Raw genomic sequence first — 1,682 nt, 5'->3', positions numbered from 1 at the left:
GTCTCATCAACGCGATGATTTACACGCGAGGCCAGCCGCAGGACTACGACGAATGGGCGGCGCTCGGCTGCAAAGGCTGGGGCTGGTCGGACGTCCTGCCCTATTTCAAACGCTCGGAGGACAATGCGCGCGGGGCGAACGCGTGGCACGGCGTCGGTGGACCGCTTCATGTCAGCGACCTCAGCTACAGCAATCCGGCGGTCGAGGCTTTCGTCGAATCTGCTGTCCAAGCAGGATTTCCGCGCAATGCCGATTTCAACGGCGAGACACAGGAGGGCGTCGGGCCCTACCAGGTGTTCCAGAAGAACGGCCGGCGATTCAACGCCGCGAGGGCTTATCTTCCATCATCCCCGGCGGCCTCCAATCTCGAAGTGCTTGCCGACTATCAGGCGCGGCGCATTCTGTTTGAGGAACGGCGCGCCCTCGGCGTCGCCTATCGAAGCGGCGGCTCCGAGCGACGGCTCTACGCGCGCCGCGAGGTCATTGTTTGCGGCGGCGCCTTCGGATCGCCGCAACTCTTGATGGTTTCAGGGATCGGCCCGGCGGAGCACTTGAAGAGCGTCGGAATCGACCTGGTCCTCGATGCGCCCGAAGTCGGACAGAATCTTCAGGATCACTGCGACTATGTCGCAAATCTGCGCGCTAACGGACCAGGCCTGTTCGGGGTCGCTTTGCCCCTGGTGACGCAGGGCGTCGGCGCGCTTGCAAGTTACCTCCGCCATGGGCGGGGACTGCTGACCTCCAACGCCGCGGAAGCCGGCGGATTCGTCAGGAGCAGGTCCGATGTCGATCGACCGGACCTGCAGTTGCACTTCTGCATCGGCATCGTCGACGACCACAATCGCAAGGTTCACTTCACCACCGGCATGTCGCTGCACGTGTGCGGGCTGAGGCCGAAGAGCCGAGGCCAGGTCCGTCTCGCCGGCGCGGATATCGCGCTCGCGCCGTTCATCGATCCGAATTTCCTCTCCGATCCCGACGATCTCGAGACGCTCGTCCGTGGCGTCGAGATCGTCCAGACCATTCTCGCCAAGCCGGCGCTCGCCCCTTACGGGGGCCGGTACATCTACGGCACCGGCCGCGACGATCCGACGAGGCTCAGCGCACTGATCCGCGAGCGCGCCGATACGATCTATCACCCGGTTGGAACCTGCCGGATGGGCGCCGACGAGCGCTCGGTCGTCGACCCTCAACTGAGAGTGCGAGGGGTCGAGGGCCTGCGCGTCGCCGACGCGTCGATCATGCCGCTCCTCGTCAGCGGCAACACCCAGGCGCCGTCCGCCATGATCGGCGAGAAAGCCGCGGATCTGATTCTGGGCCGGCGCGTCGCCTAGAACCCAGGCCTCGGGGAAGCGCGGCCCAGCGCGATTGACTTCGATCATTGTTTCGCGCGGTTTGGCGCCATATTGCCCGTTGATTGTGCTCCGCGATCGCGAGGGCCGAAAGAGAGACGGACGAACGTTGGATGACGGCGGTCAAGACGAATGGGATCGAGATCGAATATTCGGACAGCGGTCCTCGCGACGGCCCTGTGATCATGCTGATCATGGGCCTGGGGATGCAGCTCGTCGCGTGGCCCGATGCGTTTTGCGAGGGCCTCGTGGCGCGCGGGTTTCGCGTCATTCGCTTTGACAATCGCGATGCCGGCCTGTCGACAAAAATGCGCTCCGCCGGAGTGCTCC

The 1,682-nt window shown here is 64.5% G+C and carries 1 protein-coding gene; it reads left to right on the top strand.

The genetic code is table 11. The features are described 5' to 3' along the window. The coding region (locus WCB02_RS25820; RefSeq protein ID WP_423962592.1) for a GMC family oxidoreductase at positions 1-1,334 on the top strand (1,334 nt) is incomplete at its 5' end. Positions 1,335-1,682 lie beyond the last annotated feature (348 nt).

This window comes from Bradyrhizobium sp. (assembly GCF_049581145.1).
In the GTDB taxonomy this organism is placed as follows: domain Bacteria; phylum Pseudomonadota; class Alphaproteobacteria; order Rhizobiales; family Xanthobacteraceae; genus Bradyrhizobium.
Note: the sequence above shows the minus strand (reverse complement) of the source record. Positions and strands in the feature narration are given on the sequence as shown.